14 protein-coding genes and 1 pseudogene are annotated in these 14,873 nt (G+C 59.3%); all 15 read left to right on the forward strand.

Translation table 11 applies throughout. The annotated features are described in order from the left end of the window. Window positions 1-49: 49 nt before the first annotated feature. The 15 genes and pseudogenes from tmk (at window position 50) to ACOYW0_RS20635 (ending at window position 14,797) form a co-directional block, all read left to right on the forward strand. The gene (tmk, locus tag ACOYW0_RS20565) at window positions 50-688 is read left to right on the forward strand and encodes a dTMP kinase (RefSeq protein WP_482415641.1); all 639 of its coding nucleotides are present in this window, start codon (window positions 50-52) and stop codon (window positions 686-688) included. 21 nt (window positions 689-709) lie between these two features. After that, a complete protein-coding gene (locus tag ACOYW0_RS20570) occupies window positions 710-3,007 on the forward strand; it encodes a cysteine synthase (protein ID WP_482415642.1) in 2,298 nt (765 codons plus the stop codon). Window positions 3,008-3,101: 94 nt separating this feature from the next. Then, the gene (locus ACOYW0_RS20575) at window positions 3,102-4,034 is read left to right on the forward strand and encodes a hypothetical protein (protein WP_482415643.1); all 933 of its coding nucleotides are present in this window, start codon (window positions 3,102-3,104) and stop codon (window positions 4,032-4,034) included. Between the two features lie 176 nt (window positions 4,035-4,210). After that, on the forward strand, window positions 4,211-4,399 hold the full coding sequence (locus ACOYW0_RS20580) for an ATP-binding protein (RefSeq protein WP_482415644.1): 189 nt from the start codon (window positions 4,211-4,213) through the stop codon (window positions 4,397-4,399). A 215-nt stretch (window positions 4,400-4,614) separates the two neighbouring features. Continuing rightward, window positions 4,615-4,947, forward strand: coding sequence for a hypothetical protein (locus ACOYW0_RS20585; protein ID WP_482415645.1), 333 nt, complete (start codon window positions 4,615-4,617; stop codon window positions 4,945-4,947). Between the two features lie 271 nt (window positions 4,948-5,218). Next, a pseudogene (locus ACOYW0_RS20590) lies at window positions 5,219-6,081 on the forward strand (ribonuclease J); the annotation flags it as partial. Window positions 6,082-6,228: 147 nt separating this feature from the next. Further along, window positions 6,229-6,768, forward strand: a complete 540-nt coding sequence (locus tag ACOYW0_RS20595) for an MBL fold metallo-hydrolase RNA specificity domain-containing protein (protein WP_482418850.1) — start codon at window positions 6,229-6,231, stop codon at window positions 6,766-6,768. Between the two features lie 6 nt (window positions 6,769-6,774). Beyond that, entirely contained in the window at window positions 6,775-9,018 is a 2,244-nt protein-coding gene (locus tag ACOYW0_RS20600; protein ID WP_482415646.1) for a DNA translocase FtsK, read from the forward strand. A gap of 98 nt (window positions 9,019-9,116) precedes the next feature. After that, on the forward strand, window positions 9,117-9,773 hold the full coding sequence (locus ACOYW0_RS20605) for a class I SAM-dependent methyltransferase (RefSeq protein ID WP_482415647.1): 657 nt from the start codon (window positions 9,117-9,119) through the stop codon (window positions 9,771-9,773). 465 nt (window positions 9,774-10,238) lie between these two features. Beyond that, a complete protein-coding gene (locus tag ACOYW0_RS20610; protein ID WP_482415648.1) occupies window positions 10,239-10,664 on the forward strand; it encodes a DUF2231 domain-containing protein in 426 nt (141 codons plus the stop codon). Window positions 10,665-10,675: 11 nt separating this feature from the next. After that, entirely contained in the window at window positions 10,676-11,221 is a 546-nt protein-coding gene (locus ACOYW0_RS20615) for a DOMON domain-containing protein (RefSeq protein ID WP_482415649.1), read from the forward strand. Between the two features lie 14 nt (window positions 11,222-11,235). Next, window positions 11,236-12,066 carry an SCO family protein gene (locus ACOYW0_RS20620; RefSeq protein WP_482415650.1) on the forward strand — a complete coding sequence of 277 codons (831 nt, stop codon included), beginning with the start codon at window positions 11,236-11,238 and terminating at the stop codon, window positions 12,064-12,066. A gap of 211 nt (window positions 12,067-12,277) precedes the next feature. Then, the gene (locus ACOYW0_RS20625) at window positions 12,278-13,918 is read left to right on the forward strand and encodes a cytochrome c oxidase subunit I (protein ID WP_482415651.1); all 1,641 of its coding nucleotides are present in this window, start codon (window positions 12,278-12,280) and stop codon (window positions 13,916-13,918) included. Continuing rightward, a complete protein-coding gene (locus ACOYW0_RS20630; protein ID WP_482415652.1) occupies window positions 13,915-14,511 on the forward strand; it encodes a cytochrome c oxidase subunit 3 family protein in 597 nt (198 codons plus the stop codon). The genes ACOYW0_RS20625 and ACOYW0_RS20630 overlap by 4 nt, the downstream gene beginning before the upstream one ends. A gap of 10 nt (window positions 14,512-14,521) precedes the next feature. After that, window positions 14,522-14,797: a cytochrome C oxidase subunit IV family protein gene (locus ACOYW0_RS20635; protein WP_482415653.1), complete on the forward strand. Its 276-nt coding sequence runs from the start codon at window positions 14,522-14,524 to the stop codon at window positions 14,795-14,797. The last annotated feature ends 76 nt before the right edge of the window (window positions 14,798-14,873 follow it).

The raw sequence follows: 14,873 nt of genomic DNA on the forward strand, positions 1-14,873 counted from the left end.
GCCGCATTGCGTGGAAACGAAGCCACCGGAAATGAGTTGAGGAACGACTATGCTGATTACCCTTGAAGGGATTGAGGGCTCTGGGAAGAGTACTCAGATAAAACGGATAACGGCCCACCTGGAGACGCTGGGGCGCCGGTGCATCACCACCCGTGAACCCGGGGATACGCCCATCGGTAAGAAAATTCGGGCGATCCTTCTGGATCCGGAGAACCGTGAACTTACCTCCCTTGCGGAGCTTTTCCTCTATGCGGCCGACCGTGCCCAGCACCTGGGAGAGCGGGTTCTTCCCCACCTTGAGGCCGGTGACGTGGTGGTGAGCGACCGCTTTTTCGATGCCACCACCGCCTACCAGGGATATGCCCGGGGCCTGGACCTTGAGGTGATTGAGAAGATCCACGGCATGGTGCTTAAAGGGCTGCGGCCCGACCTGACCCTGCTTCTGGATCTTCCCCCCGAGGTGGGCCTGGGGCGGGCCATCTCCGCCATTGAGGCGGGGGACCGCACCGTCGCTGAATCCCGGTTTGAGCAGGAGGCCCTGGCCTTTCACGAGAAGGTCCGGGCCGGCTACCTGGCCCTTGCCCGCCGTGAGCCCGACCGCTTTGTGATTATTGACGCCACCCTCTCTCCGGATGAGGTAACCGAGGCCGTGACGCGGGCCATTGATGAACGGCTGGCACGGGCTTAAGGGATGAAAAGAGCTGAGACCATGACGACCCATACGATTCTGGATGCCATCGGCAACACCCCCCTTGTGGAGGTGACGCGCTTGAATCCCAACCCCCGCGTGCGTATCCTTGCCAAGCTTGAGTATGTCAACCCCGGTGGCTCCATCAAAGACCGCGCCGCCCTGTCCATGATCGAGTATGGGGAGAAAACCGGGGCCCTGACCCCGGACAAGACGGTTATCGAAGCCACCAGCGGCAACACGGGTATCGGTCTGGCCATGGTCTGCTCGGTGAAAGGGTACCGACTGAAGCTGGCCATGAGCGAGGCCGTGAGCGAAGAGCGCCAGAAGATCCTTCGCGCAAGGGGCGCTGAGATTGTCCTCACCCCGGGTCACCTGGGCACCGACGGGGCCATCGACGAGGTCACCCGGCTGGTGGCCGAACACCCGGAGGCCTACTATCGCAGCAATCAGTACAGCTCCCCTGCCAACTGGATGGCCCACTACCACGGCACCGGCCCGGAGGTCTGGGCGCAGTGCGAGGGGCAGGTGGATTGCGTGGTGGCTTCCATGGGCACCACCGGGACGCTCATGGGGCTCTCCCGGCGCATGAAAGAGTACAGGCCGGAGATCCGTATTGTGGGGGTCGAACCCTATCTGGGCCACGGCATCCAGGGTCTCAAGAACATGAAGGAGGCCAATGAGCCCCCTATTTACGAGCGAAGCCGTCTGGACGAGAAGGTCAACGTCGAAGACGACGAGGCCTTTGAGATGACCCGGCGCCTTGCCGCAGAAGAAGGGCTCTTTGTGGGCATGAGCAGCGGGGCGGCCATGGTGGCCGCCGTAAAGGAGGCTGAGGCCATGGAGTCGGGGACCGTGGTGGTGATCCTGCCTGACGGCGGGGAACGGTATCTCTCCACGCATCTCTTTTCCGTCAAGGACAAGCCCGGGCCCATGCTGTACAATACCCGCACCGGCCGGCGGGAGATGTTCGCCCCCAAAGATCCCGGGGTGGTGACCCTTTACTCCTGCGGCCCCACGGTCCATCAGCGCATGGATCTTTCCCTCATGCGCCGCTTTCTCTTCTCGGACCTTCTCAGCCGCTACCTGGGCTACCGGGGGTTTGCCGTTCGCCATGTGGTGAACATCACCGATCTGGACGACAAGACCATTGCCGGCGCTGCGGAGCAGGGCGTGCCCCTGGCTGAATTTACCCGCCACTGGATCGACTTGTTCCACAAGGACCTTGCCGCTCTGACCATCAAGGCCCCCGAAGCCTGTCCCAAGGTGAGCGATCACGTGGATAAGATGGTATCGGTCACCGAGGAGCTCCTTAAAAAAGGAGTGGCCTACGAAAAGCTGCGGTCCGTCTACTTTGACATCTCCCAGGTGGAGACTTACGGGAGTATGTCCGGGGTGGATCTGGAGAAGATCCGCCTGGGGGCCACCGTGGACCTGGATGAATATGAAAAGGAGAACCCCCGGGACTTTACCCTTTTTAAACGCACCCGGGGCCGGGAGCGTGAGATGGGTGTGAGCATTGCCACCCGGTGGGGGCGGGTTCGGCCCTCCCTCCACGTGCAGTGCGCGGCCATCTCCATGGCGTTTCTGGGGGGCGGTTTCGATATTCACACCAGCAGCCGGGAGCTCTTGTTCCCCCACCATGAAAACGAAGAGGCCATAGCCCGGGCCCTCACCGGCGAGCCCCTGGCCCGGTTCTGGCTCCACTGCGACCGGGTTTTGGTCCGTGGCCGCAAGATGGCGGGCAACGGCGAACGCATGACCCTGGAGGATATTCGGGGCATGGGCTTTGACGGTCGTGTCCTGCGGTACTGGCTTCTGTCCGGGCACTACCGCAAGCCCCTGAACTTTTCCCGGGAGCGCCTGGAGGAGGCGGCCAAGGCCCTTGCCAAGATTGATGCCTGCATCCATGCCCTCATGGCACGGGAGTCCGGGCGTCCCTTCACCGACCTGGACCAGGTTGTCTACGATATCCGGCGGGGCCTCATTGATGCCATGGACGACGACCTCAACGTGTCCCGCTGTTTGGCGGTGATATTTCGGGCCATCCGGCGGATCAACGCCTTGCTGGGCGACGGCTGGATCGACGCGGACGGCGCCCGGGAGCTTCTCAAGATTTTTCGGGATGCGGATCAGGTCCTCGGGGTCTTTGACTTTTCGGATGAAAAGGGGACCTGCCGCGATGAGGTGGCGTCCCTGGTGGCTGAGCGGGACCGGGCCAGGGAGATGGGGGCGTGGGACCGGGCCGATGCCCTGCGTGACCGTCTGGAGGCCATGGGGGTCACCGTTCGGGACGCCCGGGTCCATGAAGAGGCCTGACTCCGGCCGTGCACGGGCAACATGGGTCTTGATGCCGCAGCAAGCGGCGCATACCTTAAAGAAAGATGATTTAACATCGGAGGGATCAACCAGAATGATGCGCGTACGATACTTTCCCCATACCCATATGAGCGATGCCGTGGCCCAGGTGCTGACGCCGCTGTTCGACGAGGTGGTCATCACCAAGGCATCGACCGCAGACCCTGTCCCCGACGGGGTCACAGCCCTTGGTCCCTCCCCTGAAGAGGAGGCGCGCCTGTGTGCCCTGCTGGCGGACTGGCGGCAGTTCAGCGGGCTCCATGGGGAGGGGCTTGCCACCTATGCCCGTGGCCTGGGCCAGCGGGTGGACCCTCTGGATGAGCTGCTCGCCTCCCAGATCAAATGTGAACTCCAGCGCCAGATCAAGGGCGACACGGCCCGCAACGAGGGGGCCGATGCCGTGACCACGGCCCGGGCCCTTCTCAGCCTGGCCGCAGAGTATGACCTGAGGCACCGGGATCTGGATGACGACCTGTGCCGCATCGACGCCAGGCAGCAGGCGCTTCTGGATACCTTGAAAGGAGAGGTGGCGGACCTGCCCGAAGCGGAACCCCGCGGAGAAGCTGCCGGGGAGGTGAAGATGATGCAGCGCCTCTCTGCCTGGGGGAGCCTCTTCACAGCCGAAGGGGAGGCCTGCCCGGACCGCCTCTTTGTCACCACCAGCCGGGAAGCCCTGGATCTGGTGGCGGAGCACGGAGGCATTGCCCTGGAAGAGCTCGGGGTGCTCCGGGGCGTGGGCCTGAGGCGCGAGAGCCTGGAAGCCCTGTTTGCCGGGGACCCTTCGGGAGTCCCCCTGGAAACGGGGTCCGATGACGGTGGGGTGCCCGTCACGTTCACGATATGCATCGCTCGTGGTGAACACCCGTATAATCTATTTAACCGGTTTGCTCGCGGGACAAATGTTTCTCTGCAGAATCAGACTGTTCAAGGTCTTGAAATAAAAGAAGATGTGGTCTTCGTCTTGGCGGAAGAGATTGCCCCTGACTAGTGATTGCGCAAGGGGCTTTTTATGGATGCTACTTTTTTAAAAACCATATTGACAGCCCCTGAAAAATATATAATGAATAGATCTGACTTCGTCAGGACAGATTATTTTCAGGCGTTTTCAGCCTGATTTTAGTTTGGGTGAGAATATAACTGAATATTTTTTAAGGAGGCTTTAAGATGGGTTTCGAACCTAAAGTAGATGCTGAGAAGTGCACCGGTTGCGAAGAGTGTGTAGACGTATGCCCCACCGAGGTATTTGAGATGAAGGACGGCAAGTCCAGCGCTGCAAACGCAGAAGAGTGCCTTGGCTGCGAAAGCTGCATTGAAGTTTGCGAATCCGACGCGATTACTGTTGAAGAAAACTAGTTGACGTTTTTTTCATGAATCCCCGACGTGCTCCGGCGCTGTCGGGGATTTTTTTTCCCGCCCCTTTCGTACACGCCTTTCAGATCCTCTTTTGAAAACACGTGGTTTTGTGCTTCCGGCACCTGCAGAGGGTGAACATCCACCTTGCCCGGGAGAGCATTTTGTGATACGTCGGTTTTTTATACATATCTCTTAAAAGCGGAATTGTTTGGTTTATGAAACAGTATGTCATTGATGAACTGAGACCCGAGGATTACGACAAGATCAAAGCCTGGCTGGACGACAACCTGGAGAGATCGGCCCTGGGAGATCTTTACTGGCTTCCCCTGGACGGCGGACTGCTCAATGACGTGCAGCGGGAACACACGGACTGCGCCCCCCATGTTTTTGCCCTGGAGCTGGGGCCCACCAGCCTTTCCTGCGAACTGCTTGTCCGGACACGAAAAAAGGTCACCTGCCCCTGCATCGGCTACGCGACAGATCAACAGTTTCTCTGGCTTGTGGGGCGCATGGACGATCTCTTCCAAGCGGCCGGGGTCCTCTGTTAGCGTCATGGACCCTTTCGCTCCCCGTGCCGACGGCATGGGAGACACGCAACACCCATCTTTGCCGTCTTTGGCTATGGATGGCCATTATCATACACGTTTGACAAGATCATCAATCAACATCACGAGACTGGGTGAATAGATGGAACACAATGTATCACCGGAAGGCGACAAGGCCTTGAGAATCATTCCCCTGGGAGGACTGGGCGAGATCGGGCTCAACATGATGGTGATTGAGTACGGTGATGACGCGATCATCATCGACGCCGGGCTGATGTTTCCGGAAGATTACATGCTCGGTATCGACATCGTGATTCCGTCCATGGATTACATCAAGCAGAACGCCTCGAGCATTCTGGCCGTGATCCTGACCCATGCCCACGAAGATCATATCGGGGCCCTGCCCTACCTTTTAAAAGAGGTGGACATACCGGTCTACGGCACCTCCTTTACCCTGGGCGTGGTGCGCAGGAAGCTGGAAGAGCAGGCGGGCCTGGGCTCTTCCTCCCTCAATGTTTTCCACGCAGGGGAGCTGCTCCGCATCGGCCCCTTTGAGGTGGACCCCATCCGGGTGAGCCACTCCACAGTGGACGGGGTGGGGCTGGCTGTACGGACCCCCCGGGGCGTGATTGTCCACACCGGCGACTTCAAGATCAACCTGTCGGGCAACGAGTCCACCATGACCGACGTCAACAGCTTTGCCCGTTACGGGGAGAAAGGGGTCCTGGCCCTTTTGTCCGACTCCACCAACGTGGAAAAACACGGCTACACCATCTCCGACGGCGAGGTGGCCGATTCGTTGAGGCGCATTGCCTTTGACGCCGAAGGGCGCATCGTGGTGGCCCTGTTCGCCTCCAACGTGGCGCGCATCCAGCAGATCGTGGACATTGCCGAGAAAAAGGGATGCAAGGTGGTCTTCTGCGGACGCTCCGTGGAGCTCACCGTGAAAATTGCCCGTGAGCTGGGGTATCTTCATATCCCCCAGGGGATGGAGCTGGACATCCGTCGCAGCAACGATTTCCCGGCCAACCGCCTGATCCTCATCACCACCGGGAGCCAGGGAGAGCCCATGAGCGCCCTGCCCGCATGGCCGCCGGAAACCACAAGCACATCAAGATCCGGAAAGACGATACCATCGTCTTCTCATCCAAGATCATCCCGGGTAACGAGAAGGCCATCGCAGGGATCATCAACACCATCTATCGCCTGGGCGCCAACGTGGTGTACGAAAAAACCGCGCCGGTGCACGTGTCGGGCCACGCCCATCAGGAAGAGCTCAAGACCATGATGCACCTGACCCGGCCCCGCTACTTTATCCCCATCCACGGCGAATACCGCCATCTGGTGCACCACGCCCGCCTGGCCGAATCCGCAGGCATTCCCGAGGAGAACGTGGTCCTGGCCGAGAACGGGGACATCATCACCTTTGACGACGACGGCGCCCGCCTGGACGGCAAGGTGGCCACAGGCCGCGTGCTGGTGGACGGCAAAGGGGTGGGGGACGTGGGGCGCAGCGTCCTGAAAGAGCGGCAGATGCTGGCCGAGGACGGACTGGTGGTGGTGACCATCGTGTTTGACGAAGAGACCGGGGTCATTGTGTACGGCCCTGAGATCGTCTCCCGGGGGTTTGTCTTCTGGACGGCCACGGGGCACCTTCTGGACGACGCCCAGTGCGTCATCCTTGAGGTGGTGGAGGAGGTGGGCATGGACGCCCCCAACCGCACGGATCTCATCCGGTCCAAGATTCAAAAGGCGCTGCGTCAGTACTTCAACTTTACCATCAAGCGCCGACCCATCATCGTTCCCGTCATCATGGAGCTGTAGATTCGGATGCGAAAAGAGATCACCGGTACCCTCCTGTTTTTTCTTGTGGTGTTGACCCTGATCAGCCTGGTCTCCTACAACTGGACCGACCCGTCCATCAACCATGCCGGGGCGTCGTCCGCCCATGTCAAGAATCTCTTCGGGCTCCTGGGGGCTCACATCGCCGGGTTTCTTATCGGGCTCGCCGGTATGGGGGCCTTCTGGATCCCCGTGCTGCTGCTCATCGCCAGCGTTCATTTCCTGAGCAACCGTGAGGGAAAGAGCCTCTATTTTATCACCGGGGGCGGCGTGATCCTGGTTTTTGCCACCGGTACCCTCCTGGCCATGGTCTCGGGCCTTGACTACTATATCCTCTTCGACAACCGGTTCCCCGCAGGGGGCCTGATTGGGAGCATGCTCAAAGGGGCGCTCCTGAAATACACCAACCTCACCGGCGGGCTCATCATCATCAGCGTGGCCATTTTCATCGGCCTGATCCTCTCCACCGGGTTCTCCTTTATTGCCCTCTACCACTTTATGAGGGGCCGCTGGAAAAAAGCACAGGAGCACAGGGCGCGCCGTAAGGTAAAAAAAGATCTGGAAAAGAGTGTGAAGACCGCCAAGGTCAAGGAGAGGAAGGCCAACCGCAAGGTGGCCAAGAGCACACCGGCCGATGCCTGCGAGGTGAAGATCAAGAGCGTCAAGCCCAAAAAGGCCCATACCGCCACCGTGGCCCAGCAGGCCGAGTTCAGCTTCATGAGCCCCGGCGAGACCAAGGGGTACCGGCTCCCCACCATCTCGTTTCTCAATGACCCCGTCGAAGAAGAGGGGGCGGTCATCGACAACGAGAGCCTGCGCATGCTGTCGGTTCAGCTTGAGAAGAAGCTGGAGGACTTCGGGGTGATGGGCAAGGTGTCCGAGGTCTCACCCGGCCCTGTGATCACCACCTTTGAATACAAGCCCGCCCCCGGGGTGAAGATCAACAAGATCGTCAACCTGGCCGACGACCTGGCCCTGGCCCTAAGGGCCATCAGCATCCGCATCGTGGCCCCCATCCCCGGCAAGGACGCCATCGGCATCGAGGTGCCCAACGATGTCCGGAGCAAGGTGTGGTTCAAGGAAATCGTCACCTCCAGCAGCTTCATCAAGTCCAAGTCCCCGCTGTGCATGTGCCTCGGTCACGACATCGTGGGCAACCCTGTTTCCGCCGAGCTCAACAAGATGCCCCACCTGCTCATCGCCGGTGCCACGGGCGCGGGCAAGAGCGTGGGCTTAAACGTCATGATCTCCAGCCTGCTGTTCAAGTCCACCCCGGACGACGTGCGCATGATCATGGTGGACCCCAAGCGCATTGAGCTCTCCGTCTACGACGGCATCCCCCATCTCATCACCCCGGTGGTCACGGACATGAAAAAGGCCACCAACGCTCTGTTCTGGGCCGTTCGGGAGATGGAGCGGCGCTACGAACTCCTGGCCCAGTACAAGGTCCGGAACATCGACCAGTTCAACAAAAAAGCCGAGAAACTCGCCCAGGAAGCCAAGAAAAAAGGGCCCGCAAAACCGGCCCCCCAGGATGCCGAAGGCGCCCAGGTACCGCCGGAGCCCACAGAGCCTCCGGAGAAGCTCCCCTTTATCGTCATTATCATCGACGAGTTGGCCGACCTCATGATGGTGGCCTCCCGGGACGTGGAGGTGGCCTTGACCCGCCTGGCCCAGATGGCCCGTGCATCGGGTATTCACATTATCCTGGCCACCCAGCGGCCCAGCGTGGATGTCCTCACCGGTATCATCAAGGCGAACTTTCCCACGCGTATCTCCTTTCAGGTCTCCTCCAAGACCGACTCGCGGACCATCATCGACGCCAACGGGGCGGAGAACCTCCTGGGCATGGGGGACATGCTCTACCTGCCGCCGGGCACGGCCAAGCTAATGCGAATCCACGGGGCCTTTATCTCCGACGACGAGCTCAGTGAGCTTATCAGTTTCTGGAAGGCGCAGCAGGGACCGGGCTACGACTCCTCCATCCTCGACACGCCCCCTGAGGCGGCTGCCGCCGAGGGAGGCGACGAGGAGTACGATGAAAAATACGACGAAGCCGTGGCCCTGGTGACCCGAACCCGGCAGGCTTCCATCTCCAGCGTCCAGCGTCACCTGCGTATCGGATACAACCGGGCCGCCCGCATCATCGAGGCCATGGAGCGTGACGGGGTCATCGGCCCTGCAGACGGCTCCAAGTCCCGGGAGATCCTGGTGGCATCCTATGACGAGTAGGGTTTTCTGCCGGGTGACATTATTTCATTGATGTGATCGGGGCATCCCGTCAAGGGTGCCCCTTTTTTTATCTGACATTTGAGGAAAGTTGGTGTTGTATGGCTTTGGACAGATCATTGATCGACAGCGTAAAAGGCTTTTTGAGTATTGAAGAGGGCACACGCCTTTACACCCTTGCCACCGAGGCGGCAAAGATGGGGCCCTGCCTTGAGATCGGCAGCTACTGCGGCAAATCCACCCTCTGGATCGGCGAGGCCTGTCGCCAGGCAGGCAGCGTGCTGTTTGCCGTGGACCACCACCGGGGCTCGGAGGAGCAGCAGAAAGGGGAGATGTTTTTTGATGCCGACCTCTGGAACGCCGAAGAGGAGAAGGTGGACACCTTTGCCGTGTTCCGAGATGCCCTGGACCGGGCCGACCTCAATGATACCGTGGTCCCCATGGTGTCGAAGTCCACGGTGGCTGCGCGGTTCTGGGCCACTCCCCTGAGTCTTGTGTTCATCGACGGCGGGCACACCTACGAGGCCGCTTACAACGACTATGCCTGCTGGGCAAGGCACGTGGTGCCCGGCGGTTACCTCCTGGTCCACGACATCTACGACTCCATCGAAGAGGGGGGGCAGGCCCCCCACCACATCTATAAAATGGCCGTTGCCTCCGGGCAGTTCGAGGTGCTGGAACGCACGGGCTCCCTCGGCGTTCTGAGACGTTACCCCTGTGGGGTGCTTCCGGCGGATCTCCCGGAAAAAGATTATTAGGTTTCAGCGAGCCCGGACAGCGTTGCCTCCCACCGGACACCCTTGGGCATAGGCCGATGGTGCAACGCTGACCGGATTCCAGGCGACTGATGCCTCTCCGTTGCACTCCACGGCGGTGTGCCCCTCCTTGGGCATGAAGGGTGTTGCCCACCTGTGCTCACTCTGATAAACTATGTCCATCTGCGTGGGCCTCACCCGGGGCCCTGCACCGGGCTGTAAGACATGACGCCCCTGTTTTTCCTTCCTTTCCGAGCCTCTGCGCTGCGTTGTTTTCGACTCGCCGAGTCCTTCGTGTGTCATTTCCTTTTTTATCTTTCCATGCGTGGGATGCCTTGACGGATATCCCTTTGTTAACAAGAACCGATCCGGGTATCCGGCCGCTGTGAGCGGACGGCCCTCACCTTCGGGCGGTTTTGTTTCCCACTGTTCAGGCTGTCACACAACCCAATCTGCGAGGTGGTTACGATGGTCGAGTTCATCTACGGTTTACTGGAGAGCGTCGGGTTTCACCATCCCCTGCACCCGGCGGCAACCCATATTCCCATGGGGCTTGTGATGGGAGCCCTGATTTTTCGCGTGACAGCCATCCTTTCCCCCATGAAGGAGCTGGCTAGGACCGGTTACCATTGTGCGGTGCTGGGACTACTGGGCACACCACCCACGATCATTGTGGGGTGGATGGACTGGCAGCACCGGTACGGGGGAGAGTGGGAGTACCTCATCGGCTTGAAAATGGTACTGGCCGTGATCCTTACGGTGCTTCTGATCCTCATCGTGGTTCTGGACGATCCCGAGACACCGCGGGTGGACCTGCGGAGCTTTTTGTATGTCCTGGGTATTGCCAATGTCATCGGCTTGGGGTTCTCCGGTGGCGAACTCATTTACGGTTGACGGAGGACGCTATGAAACACTTGGTTTTCTGGATCATGCTTCCGGCCTGTTTTTTGTGGGGCAGTTCAGCCTTCGGGGCTACCCATGAGTTTACCCACACCCTGAAAGACGGCCCCATGACGTTCAGCTGGACGGTGAGCGGGGAGAGCCTCCACGTGAAACTTACGGGCAGGACCACGGGCTGGGTGGGGGTTGGCTTTAACCCGGAAAAGATGATGAAAGGCGCGAACTTCATCATGGGCTATGTGAAGTCCGGGAAGGTCAAGGTCACCGATCATATCGGAAACAATGAGCGCAACCACAAGGCCGACACAAAATCCGGCGGTGAAAACAACACCACCGATATTGCCGGTTCCGAAAAAGGCGGCGTCACGGAGATCTTTTTTACCATCCCCTTGAAGACCGAAGACGCAAACGACACGGACCTCGATCCCGAAGGCGTGACCACGGTGCTGCTGGGCATGGGAGGCGGCCGGGACAGCTTTCGCTCTGTCCATAAATTCAGGTCGGTGCACAAGGTAACCCTGTCCACGGGTGCTTCGGAGAAAGTCAAGTGAGCCGGGCGGCGGCCATGGCCCTTTGTGTGCTGGCCCTTGTGGCGGCTGGGGCCTCCCGCGGTCTCTCCCAGGATGAGATGGACCATGGGGCTTTGCACCATGGCGACGCGCCCATGGTCATGGTGGAGTCGTCGACGGCCGTGGATGTGGGGGTGGATGAAAAACCAGGCGATACCCTCTACACGGAGGGCAAGCTCTGGAATGAAAAAGGGGAGGCCGTCAACCTTGAAGAGGTGCTGGACCTTCCGACCCTCCTGATTCCCGCCTATTACAATTGCCCTCGGTCCTGCAGCCTCCTGCTTGCGTCCATGGCCACGGCGATTCGGGACCTGGACCTTTTCCCGGCCATGGAGTACCGGGTGGTGACCTTGAGCTTTTCACGGGAAGAGACCCCTGCCGATGCTGCACGGGCCAAGATCCAGTACATGAACATCCTGGGGGACGGCTACCCCGAGGAGGCCTGGACTTTTCTGGTGGGAGACCCCGAAAGCATCGCACGGATCTGCGATTCCATGGGCTACCGTTTTACCAGAAACGGCCCCAACGCTTATGTCCACCCCAATGTGGCACTTGCCGTGGCTCCCCGGGGAAAAATCATCCGATACCTTTACGGACCCGACTTTCTTACGGCGGACATCAAAATGGGATTGCAGGAGGCCGCCCGCGGCATGGCGTCGGTCTCCATCCGCAAGGTGGTGACCTTCTGTTTTGACTACGATCCGGAGAGCCGGGGCTACGTGCTGAATATCTACCGGTCCATGGGTACCCTGATCCTCACCCTTGTGGGGCTCATGTTCCTCTATCTGGTGCTGGGGCCCAAGGGGCGGCGAAGGGAGAGGGTGTAGGACGGCAGGGGATAGGAAAAACAGGTAAGAGGTCATAGGTGAGAGGTTATAGGTAAGAGGTTATAGGTGAGAGGTTATAGGTAAGAGGTTATAGGTGAGAGGTCATAGGTGAGAGGTTATAGGTGAGAGGCTATAGGTGAGAGGGGGGATGGAGAATCGCCCTTTTTCATGTTGTGTGGATTGCCATTTAAACGGAGATCGGAGATCAGAGATGGAACAGGTTCCCTCGTTTTTCGAGACACCAGCACCGCCCCGCTTCAAGGGCGTGCTCTCCTGGCTTATCACCACGGATCACAAGCGCATCGGGCTTATGTATCTCTTCGTGATCCTTTTCTGGTTCGTGGTGGCCATGTTCCTGGGCGGGCTGATGCGCCTGGAGCTGATGTTCCGCGGTGAGACCCTCATGGGTGCCCAGTCCTACAACGCCCTGTTCACCCTCCACGGGGTGATCATGATTTTTCTCTTCATCATCCCGGGCATCCCGGCCATCTTCGGCAACTTCATCCTGCCCATCCAGCTCGGCACCGACGACGTCTTTTTCCCCAAGCTCAACCTGCTCTCCTGGTATCTTTACGTCATCGGCGGGGTCCTGGCTCTGTCCACGCTGTTCATCGGCGGCCCACCGGACACGGGCTGGACCTTTTACGTCCCCTTCAGCGTGGGCACCAACAGCAATGTCTCCACCGCTGTGTTTGCCGCCTTTGTGCTGGGGCTGGCCAGCATGCTTACGGGCATCAATTTTGTTACCACCATCCACCGGATGCGCAGCGAAAAGATGGGATGGCTTCAGCTGCCCCTGTTCTCATGGAGCCTTTACGCCACCAGCTGGGTTCAGATCCTGGCCACGCCGGTGGTCTCCATCACCTTGCTTCTGATCATCGTGGAGCGTTTTCTGGGGGTGGGGCTCTTTGATCCGGACAAAGGGGGGGATCCCATTCTTTACCAGCATCTCTTCTGGATGTACTCCCATCCGGCCGTGTACATCATGATCCTGCCCGGCATGGGGGTGATCTCCGAGGTGATGGCGGTCTTTGCCAGAAAGCCTGTTTTCGGCTACAAGGCCATGGCCTTTTCCAGCCTGGCCATTGCCGTGGTGGGCTCCCTGGTGTGGGCCCACCATATGTACACCAGCGGTATGAGCGATACGGCGGTGTTTGTTTTTTCCCTGCTGACTTTTCTCGTGGCCATTCCGTCGGCCATCAAGGTGTTCAGTTGGGTGGCCACCCTGTACAAAGGGTCCATCCTCATGACCCCGCCGCTCTTTTTCGGGCTCTGTTTCATCTACCTGTTTTCCGTGGGCGGGCTCACCGGCCTGGTCCTGGGGGCCGCCGGTCCCGATATCCATGTCCACGATACCTACTTTGTGGTGGCCCATTTCCACTTCACCATGTTCGGCGGCACCGGGTTTGCCTTTTTTGCAGCCCTTCATCACTGGTGGCCCAAGATGTTCGGGCGGATGTATGACTTTAAGGCGGCCTACTGGGCGGCGGTTTTGGTGACCTTTGGCTTTTTCCTTCACTATGTGCCCATGTTTGTGCTGGGGCTCCAGGGCATGCCGCGGCGCTACTACGACTACCTGCCCGAGTACGAGGCCGGTAATTTTGTGGCGGGTTTCGGTGCGGCTTTTATGCTGGCGGGCCTCGTGCTGATGCTGGCGAACCTGATGGTGTCTGTCAAACGGGGCAGCATTGCTGCCGCCGATCCCTGGGGCGGAACCACCCTGGAGTGGACAGTGCCGTCGCCGCCGCCGCTGCATAATTTCATCCAGGACCCGGAGGTCCCGGATTACCCGTATGATTTTACCGGTATCGGTGCCGTCAAGGCTAAGGCCGGTGACGCGGAGGTCTCATGAGGCAGGCCACGGATCACAAAGGAAAGCGTCTCGGCATGTGGCTTTTTCTCTATACCGAGATCATTCTCTTCGGCGGGCTGTTTGTGCTCTACGCCGTCTACCTTGCCAAGTATCCCGGGGATTTTATTCAAGGGGGAAAAGACCTGAGCCGGCTGTTTGGCGCTGCCAACACCCTGATCCTCCTGGTGAGCAGTTGTGCCGTGGCCTCGTCCATTACCGCCGTGCAGAGAGACCAGAAAAAGCTGGGGCTGATCCTTGTGGGCGCCACCATTTTCTGCGGCCTCGTGTTTCTGGTGAACAAGTACTTCGAATGGGGGCACAAAATCCATGAGGGCATCTACCCGGGTTCCGATGACCTGGTATACGGAGAGCCGGGCCGCAATATTTTTTTCGGGCTCTACTATGTGATCACCGGCCTTCACGGCCTTCATATCGTCATCGGCATGACCGTTCTCACCGTGGCCTTTGTGCTGGTGTCAAGGGAACGTATCACGCCGGAAAATCACGTGTTCCTGGAAAACGCCGGGCTCTACTGGCACCTTGTGGATCTTGCCTGGATCTTTATCTTCCCACTTTTTTACCTGGTCCTTTAAGGAGAGACCCATGCACATTGCATCCTACGGACGGTTGATGGGCGTCCTGGCCGCGCTCATTGTCTTGACCGGGGTCACGGTGGCGGCCTCGTATGTGGACCTGGGCCCTTTGAACGTCTGGGTTGCCCTGGCCATTGCCTCCACCAAAGCCTCCCTGGTGCTGCTTTTTTTCATGCACATCGGCATGGAGGGGCGCCTGGTGGTGGCTTCGTTTCTCAGCACCATTTTTTTCCTGGCCATCATGATCGGTTTTACCTTCTGGGATGTGGCGTTTCGGATGCCCTGAGTGGTGAATAGTGAGCAGCAGGTAGTGAATAGTGAGTTCTGAGCCGGTACGGTTTCCCCTTTTCCCAAGGAGTGCA

Source organism: Desulfoluna sp. HI9BLuna (assembly GCF_056829775.1).

Excerpts from the sequence above, each read along its gene's own strand:
- ACOYW0_RS20585 (WP_482415645.1), top strand. The coding sequence starts at position 4,615 with ATGAAACAGTATGTCATTGATGAACTGAGACCCGAGGATTACGACAAG.
- ACOYW0_RS20600 (WP_482415646.1), top strand. The coding sequence starts at position 6,775 with ATGCGAAAAGAGATCACCGGTACCCTCCTGTTTTTTCTTGTGGTGTTG.
- ACOYW0_RS20635 (WP_482415653.1), top strand. The coding sequence starts at position 14,522 with ATGCACATTGCATCCTACGGACGGTTGATGGGCGTCCTGGCCGCGCTC.
- ACOYW0_RS20620 (WP_482415650.1), top strand. The coding sequence starts at position 11,236 with ATGGCCCTTTGTGTGCTGGCCCTTGTGGCGGCTGGGGCCTCCCGCGGT.
- ACOYW0_RS20630 (WP_482415652.1), top strand. The coding sequence starts at position 13,915 with ATGAGGCAGGCCACGGATCACAAAGGAAAGCGTCTCGGCATGTGGCTT.
- ACOYW0_RS20575 (WP_482415643.1), top strand. The coding sequence starts at position 3,102 with ATGATGCGCGTACGATACTTTCCCCATACCCATATGAGCGATGCCGTG.
- ACOYW0_RS20625 (WP_482415651.1), top strand. The coding sequence starts at position 12,278 with ATGGAACAGGTTCCCTCGTTTTTCGAGACACCAGCACCGCCCCGCTTC.
- ACOYW0_RS20605 (WP_482415647.1), top strand. The coding sequence starts at position 9,117 with ATGGCTTTGGACAGATCATTGATCGACAGCGTAAAAGGCTTTTTGAGT.
- ACOYW0_RS20610 (WP_482415648.1), top strand. The coding sequence starts at position 10,239 with ATGGTCGAGTTCATCTACGGTTTACTGGAGAGCGTCGGGTTTCACCAT.
- ACOYW0_RS20580 (WP_482415644.1), top strand. The coding sequence starts at position 4,211 with ATGGGTTTCGAACCTAAAGTAGATGCTGAGAAGTGCACCGGTTGCGAA.
- tmk (WP_482415641.1), top strand. The coding sequence starts at position 50 with ATGCTGATTACCCTTGAAGGGATTGAGGGCTCTGGGAAGAGTACTCAG.
- ACOYW0_RS20615 (WP_482415649.1), top strand. The coding sequence starts at position 10,676 with ATGAAACACTTGGTTTTCTGGATCATGCTTCCGGCCTGTTTTTTGTGG.
- ACOYW0_RS20595 (WP_482418850.1), top strand. The coding sequence starts at position 6,229 with ATGATGCACCTGACCCGGCCCCGCTACTTTATCCCCATCCACGGCGAA.
- ACOYW0_RS20570 (WP_482415642.1), top strand. The coding sequence starts at position 710 with ATGACGACCCATACGATTCTGGATGCCATCGGCAACACCCCCCTTGTG.